Annotated in this window: 7 protein-coding genes; 3 read left to right on the top strand and 4 right to left on the bottom strand. The window is 72.4% G+C overall.

Annotated features, from left to right (window positions below; translation table 11 throughout):
* Positions 1-96: 96 nt before the first annotated feature.
* Both ACFVHI_RS36860 and ACFVHI_RS36865 read right to left on the bottom strand, forming a co-directional pair.
* Positions 97-687, bottom strand: a complete 591-nt coding sequence (locus ACFVHI_RS36860; protein WP_380346407.1) for a lytic polysaccharide monooxygenase — start codon at positions 685-687, stop codon at positions 97-99.
* 198 nt (positions 688-885) lie between these two features.
* A complete protein-coding gene (locus ACFVHI_RS36865; RefSeq protein WP_380346409.1) occupies positions 886-1,917 on the bottom strand; it encodes a medium chain dehydrogenase/reductase family protein in 1,032 nt (343 codons plus the stop codon).
* Positions 1,918-2,050: 133 nt separating this feature from the next.
* On the opposite strand from ACFVHI_RS36865, the gene ACFVHI_RS36870 reads away from it, so the two are divergent.
* Positions 2,051-2,716 carry a TetR/AcrR family transcriptional regulator gene (locus ACFVHI_RS36870; protein WP_380346411.1) on the top strand — a complete coding sequence of 222 codons (666 nt, stop codon included), beginning with the start codon at positions 2,051-2,053 and terminating at the stop codon, positions 2,714-2,716.
* A 103-nt stretch (positions 2,717-2,819) separates the two neighbouring features.
* Here the strand turns inward: ACFVHI_RS36870 and ACFVHI_RS36875 are convergent, their stop codons facing one another.
* Positions 2,820-3,182, bottom strand: a complete 363-nt coding sequence (locus tag ACFVHI_RS36875; RefSeq protein WP_063350358.1) for a hypothetical protein — start codon at positions 3,180-3,182, stop codon at positions 2,820-2,822.
* A 179-nt stretch (positions 3,183-3,361) separates the two neighbouring features.
* Complete coding sequence (locus tag ACFVHI_RS36880; RefSeq protein WP_063350359.1) at positions 3,362-3,589, bottom strand: hypothetical protein; 228 nt, start codon at positions 3,587-3,589, stop codon at positions 3,362-3,364.
* A 437-nt stretch (positions 3,590-4,026) separates the two neighbouring features.
* On the opposite strand from ACFVHI_RS36880, the gene ACFVHI_RS36885 reads away from it, so the two are divergent.
* A complete protein-coding gene (locus tag ACFVHI_RS36885; protein ID WP_063350360.1) occupies positions 4,027-4,230 on the top strand; it encodes a cold-shock protein in 204 nt (67 codons plus the stop codon).
* A 354-nt stretch (positions 4,231-4,584) separates the two neighbouring features.
* Positions 4,585-5,779 (top strand): DEAD/DEAH box helicase (locus ACFVHI_RS36890; RefSeq protein ID WP_380346414.1); only part of this gene is annotated, 1,195 nt, incomplete at its 3' end.

The following is a 5,779-nucleotide window of genomic DNA, read 5'->3' on the forward strand; positions in this document are numbered from 1 at the left end:
GCCGCGTCCGGGCGGCCGGGGGGGCCCCCGGCCCCGCCGCCCCCCCCGCGGGGCGGGGGCCCGGGGGCCGTCAGCACGGTGCAGCGGTCAGGACCGTCAGAACTGGACGTCGGTGCAGGAGTAGAAGGCGTTTCCGGTGTCGGCGACGTCCCAGACCGCCACCACCACCTGGTGGCCGGTGCGACCGCTGGGGAGGGTCGCGGTGTGGGTGGTGGTGGCGGCGGGCTGGCGGCCGTTGTAGGGGACGGTCAGGAAGGGGGTGAGGTCCAGGCTGGCCCGGGTGATCGGCTGGCTCGCGTCGTAACCGGGCTTGGTGAGGTAGTACCTGAAGTTCGTGGTGGAGTGCCGGGCCTCGATGTACCAGGTGAAGGTGAGCTGCTGGCCCGCCGTCACCCGGGTGGTCGGCCAGGTGCCGTTGCGCGGGTCGTCCAGCGGGGCCCAACGGGCGTCCCCGCCGGCGCAGATGGTGCCGTCGGCCGGGCCCCGGCCGGGGAAGCCCTTCGGGCCCTCGACGCTCTGCGGTTCCCACTGGATGTCGCCGCAGTCCCAGGGCACCCCGTCCGCTCCGCAGAGCGCGGACCGGCTGGGCGGCAGGTTGATGTAGCCGTGCGACTGGGCGGGCAGGGCCAGCACGAGCGGGAGCGCGATCGCGGCTGCGGCCGCGACGGTGAGATGACGTTTGCGCATGGTGCTCCTCCGTGGGGGTGGATGGAGTGTGCGCCCGACGTAGGACGCGCGCGTGGGGGCGCGGCCGAAGATCGTGGCATGCCTGCGTCAGGTCGGTGCTGACACCGTAGAAGCCCCCGTCCGGGCCGTCAATGGTCTGAACCATTGCCGGGTCATTGCCAGGCCATTGCCGTGCCCCGCGCCCTCGCGCCCCGCAGGTCAGGGAATCAGGACGATCTTGCCGCTGACGGTCCCGGACTCCGCCAGCCGCAGGGCCTCGGCCGCCCGGGCGAGCGGGAGCCGGGCGGCGATCCGGGCGGTGACGTCGCCACGGGCGACGGCGGCGAACACCTGGGCGAGGTCGGACCGGAGGCGGGCGCGGAAACGGTCCCGGCCGAGGGCGCGGCCGGCCCAGATGTTGTAGAAGTGGGCGCGGCGCCCGTTGGGCAGGGTGTTCCAGAGCCAGGTGCGGGCGAGGATCTTCAGCACCGGCCACTGCTTGGAGCCGGTGTCGTCGCGGGTGGAGGCGCTGCCGTAGGCGACGAGCGTGCCGCCGGGGGCGAGCAGGTGCCAGGAGTCGATCACGCTGCGCCCGCCGACGTGGTCGAACACGGCGTCCACCCCGCCGGGCGCCAGCTCCCGGACCCGGGCCGCCACGTCCTCCGTGCGGTAGTCGACCGGGGTCACGCCGAGCTCCCGCAGGGCGTCGTGGTGCCGCGCGGACGCCGTGCCGATCACCTGCACGCCGGCCGCGCGTGCCAGCTGGACCAGGACGGAGCCCACCCCGCCGGAGGCGCCGTGCACCAGGATCCGCTGCCCGGCGCGCACCCGTGCCCGGCGGTGCAGCAGCTGCCAGGCCGTGATGCCGTTGACCACCACGGTCTCCGCCTCGGCCGCGGTGAGGCCGTCCGGGACGGGTACGGCGTCGGCGGCGTCGACCGCCACGTGGCTGGCCCACCCGCCGACCTTCATCAGCGTGGCCACCCGCTGCCCGGCCAGCCCCGGGTCGACGCCCTCGCCGGTGGCCAGCACCCGGCCGACCAGGTCGTAGCCGGGGACGAACGGGAACGGCGGCTGGTCGTAGTACCGGCCGCGGCGCATCTGCTGCTCGGCGAACGAGACGCCGCTCGCCTCCATGGCGATCAGGACCTGCCCCCGGCCGGCCTGCGGCACGGCTCCGTGCCGGATCTCCAGGCCCTCCGGCGCCACGACGCCCGGCAGTACGACCTGGACGAGGCGTTCGGTGTCCATGACGCCCTCCTTCTCGATAGACGTTATTGCCTTCGTTAGAAGTTATAACGACAGGCGTCGGTGAGAGTCAAGAGGGAGAGTGATAGCCTCTAACGAGATGGTGATGTCATCGTCGTGAGGTCTGGAGGCGGCCATGGGCGCGTCGGATGTGAGGACTCCCCGGGAGCGCTACCGCGCCCAGGTGCAGGAGGAGATCAAGGAACGCGCCTGGGAGCAGATCGCCACCGCCGGGGCCTCCGCGCTGTCCCTCAACGCCATCGCCAAGCGGATGGGCATGAGCGGCCCGGCCCTCTACCGGTACTTCGCCAGTCGCGACGAGCTGATCACCGAACTCGTCCGGGACGCCTACCGGAGCCTCGCCGACGCCTTCCAGGCCCGGGCCGCCGCGGGTGCCGACCTGGCCGGACTGGCGCAGGCCCTGCGCCGGTGGGCCCTGGACGACCCCCAGCGGTACCTGCTCGTCTACGGCACCCCCGTGCCCGGCTACCGGGCGCCTGAGGACACCACCCGGATCTCCGTCGAGATCATGGCCGTCCTGCTCGACGCCTGCACCGCCGAGCTGTCACCGGCGGAGCAGTCACCGGCCGTGTCGCCGTCCCCGTTCGACGCCCACCTCGCCGAACACCGGGCCTGGGCCGGGGAGCACCCGGCCCCGCCGGCGGTCCTCCACCTCGCCCTCGCCGTCTGGACCAGGCTGCACGGCGTGCTCTCCCTCGAACTCGCCGGCCACTTCACCGGCATGGGATTCGACCCCGCCCAGCTCTACGCCGCCGAGCTCCGCTCGCTCACCGGCCGCTGACGGGCGCGGGCCGGCCGGGCACCGGCCGCGCCTTCACGTGCGCCGACGGGCCCCGGGCGGCCGTGTGGCGCGCCCGGGGCCCGTCGGAGGTCAGGCTCGGAGGTCAGGCGTCGGAGTAGCTGAGGTCACCCACCGTCCAACTGCTCACGTCCTCGATGGCGATCCGGTACATGCCGCCGGTGTGGGGCAGTCCGAAGTCGCCCTGGAGGATCCGCGCCCGGTGCAGGTGCAGGTGCGTCGGCCGTGCGGGCACGCTGGCGGAGGGCGGGGAGAAGAGGGCGGCGAACGGCTTCAAGTGCTGTGAGGTGTGCAGGACTTCCGACACCCGCTCGAACCAGAGGGCCATCGGTGCGAGCCGGCCGGTGATGACCGCTCCGGGGACCACCACGGTCAAGGACATCTGGTTGCTGTGCTCGGACTCCACCATGGCGGCGATGTCAACGAGGAGCTCATCAGAGTTCGACATGCACCCAGACTATTGCGCCGCCGCCGGCTTCGGTGGCGTCGTGCACGGTTCGGTGCAGGCCGGGCGCGTGACCGTGCGCGCGGCCTGTCCTACGGCCTACGCACGGTCCGGCGTCCTGGGGAAGGTCTCGTGGATCTTTCCGGGGCCCGGGCCCTGGTGTCCCGGGAGGGAGCCCCGGGTCAGAGCTTCCACATCTCGGCGTACGGAGGGGTGAGTCGCTCCTGGCGGGAGCCGAAGTCGACGAGGACCGCGATGTCGCTGCCGTCCTCGACGTCGACGACCCGGCCGAGGCCGTGCTTGTCGTGGGTGACCCGGTCGCCCGCGGCGAACCGCTTGCGGGGCACCTCGGCCGGGGCTTTGAAGGGACTGGTGGGCAGGTGGCGCCGGACTGCCGGTGATTTCGTCATCCCGATCAGTATGCTCCGAAAAACCGGGGAGCGGACCCTTCCGGAGGGCCGGAACCCCGCCGGGTGACAGGGCAGGACCAGCCGGCCCCGGCTCGGCGGACCCGCCCGGCCCGAAAAATTTACCTGCCCGACCGGGCCCCGCCGCCGACCTCCCAACTGCCCTGGCGGCGCCACCCGTTGCCGATCCCGTCGGCGGGTGAGCCGCCCCCGTGGGGGAGGGGTCGGAAAGACCGGCTGCGGAACATCCACCGCGACGAGCCAGGGCCTGCTACAGTCGATTTAGTTGCAGTAGTGGTTCCCATGAACTTTGTGTGCGCCTGCTGATGTATTGCAGGCGCATTTTTTGTTTTCCGGCTCTTTCCCCGGCGGGTGCTCATCGCGGCGACTCGACGTCCGCACGGTGCGGACTTCGTACGTCTCTCGAAGGAGATTTTTTTATGGCTACTGGTACCGTGAAGTGGTTCAACGCGGAAAAGGGCTTCGGCTTCATCGAGCAGGAGGACGGCGGCGCTGACGTCTTCGCCCACTACTCGAACATCAACGCCCAGGGCTTCCGTGAGCTGCTCGAGGGCCAGAAGGTCGAGTTCGACGTCACGCAGGGCCAGAAGGGCCCGCAGGCCGAGAACATTCGCCCGCTGTAGTTCTCTGCCACGGCACTCGCCTGGTAGCGAGGGGCCCGCACCGTGCACTACGCCCGGTGCGGGCCCCTCGGCCGTTCCACCCCCCATCGCCTCCGGCCGTCCAGGCCGCCAGGCCGCCCCGGCCGTACCGGGCCCTGTGGATCCGCCTTCGGCCGTCGTCCGCCGTCCCGCGCGGGCCGTGTTGCGCCGACCGCGCACACCGGCGCCCGCCCACCGGTGGCTGCACCGTCCATGCCTCGCCCGGCCGCATCGTCCGCGCCCCGCCCGGCACATCTTTGGCCCGTTTCTTGTGATCTCCGCGCGCCCGCGCAGCGGAGCCGACCTCGCGACGTGCCGTCCTGAGGAAGGTTCCGTATGAACCGCTCGAACCGCCCGTCGCACCGCAGCCCGCACCGCCGGACCGGAGGCCCGAACCGGGCCCAGGGCCGCTCCTCCCAGCAGGAGTTCGAACTCCCGGTCAGCACCACCCCCGCCCTGCCCGCCGTCGAGTCGTTCGACGAACTGGACATGCCCGCGGCCCTGTTGAAGACGCTGACCCGCCAGGGCGTCACCTCGCCGTTCCCCATCCAGGCCACCACGCTGCCGAACTCGCTGGCCGGCCGTGACGTGCTCGGCCGGGGCCGGACGGGCTCCGGCAAGACCATCGCCTTCGGTCTGGCCGTGCTGGCCCGCACCGCCGCCCGTGCCGCCGGCCGCAAGGCCGAGCCGGGCAGCCCGCTGGCCCTGGTGCTGGTCCCCACCCGGGAGCTCGCGCAGCAGGTCACCGAGGCGCTCACCCCGTACGCGCACTCGGTGCGGCTGCGGATGGCGACCGTGGTGGGCGGGATGTCGATCGGCCGCCAGTCCCAGGTGCTGCACCGGGGCGCCGAGGTCGTCGTCGCCACCCCGGGCCGGCTGAAGGACCTGATCGAGCGCGGCCACTGCCGACTGGACGACGTCGACATCGCAGTCCTGGACGAGGCCGACCAGATGGCCGACCTCGGCTTCCTGCCGCAGGTCACCGAGCTCCTCGAACAGGTCGCCGAAGGCTGCCAGACGCTGCTCTTCTCCGCGACCCTGGACCGCAACGTCGACCGCCTCGTGCGCCGCTTCCTCAAGGACCCGGTCACCCACTCGGTGGATCCGTCGGCCGGAGCGGTGACCACCATGGAGCACCACGTGCTGCATGTGCAGAACCACGACAAGAACACCCTGATCGTCCGCATCGCGGCCCGGGACGGCGGGGTGATCATGTTCACCGACACCCGGGACCGGGCCGACGCGCTGGTCGAGGACCTGCTCGCCAACGGGGTGAAGGCCGCGGCCCTGCACGGCGGTAAGTCCCAGCCCCAGCGCACCCGGACCCTGGAGCAGTTCCGCACCGGCCAGGTCACCGCGCTGATCGCCACCAACGTCGCCGCGCGGGGGATCCACGTGGACGGCCTCGACCTGGTCGTCAACCTGGACCCGCCGGTCGACCACAAGGACTACCTCCACCGGGGCGGCCGCACCGCCCGGGCCGGCGAGTCCGGCACCGTCGTCACCCTCGTCCTGCCCAGCCAGCGCCGCC

This window comes from Kitasatospora sp. NPDC127121 (genome assembly GCF_042677305.1).
In the GTDB taxonomy this organism is placed as follows: domain Bacteria; phylum Actinomycetota; class Actinomycetes; order Streptomycetales; family Streptomycetaceae; genus Kitasatospora.

Coding starts and splice junctions, on each gene's coding strand:
- ACFVHI_RS36860 (WP_380346407.1), bottom strand. CDS start 687: ATGCGCAAACGTCATCTCACCGTCGCGGCCGCAGCCGCGATCGCGCTC.
- ACFVHI_RS36880 (WP_063350359.1), bottom strand. CDS start 3,589: ATGACGAAATCACCGGCAGTCCGGCGCCACCTGCCCACCAGTCCCTTC.
- ACFVHI_RS36870 (WP_380346411.1), top strand. CDS start 2,051: ATGGGCGCGTCGGATGTGAGGACTCCCCGGGAGCGCTACCGCGCCCAG.
- ACFVHI_RS36875 (WP_063350358.1), bottom strand. CDS start 3,182: ATGTCGAACTCTGATGAGCTCCTCGTTGACATCGCCGCCATGGTGGAG.
- ACFVHI_RS36885 (WP_063350360.1), top strand. CDS start 4,027: ATGGCTACTGGTACCGTGAAGTGGTTCAACGCGGAAAAGGGCTTCGGC.
- ACFVHI_RS36865 (WP_380346409.1), bottom strand. CDS start 1,917: ATGGACACCGAACGCCTCGTCCAGGTCGTACTGCCGGGCGTCGTGGCG.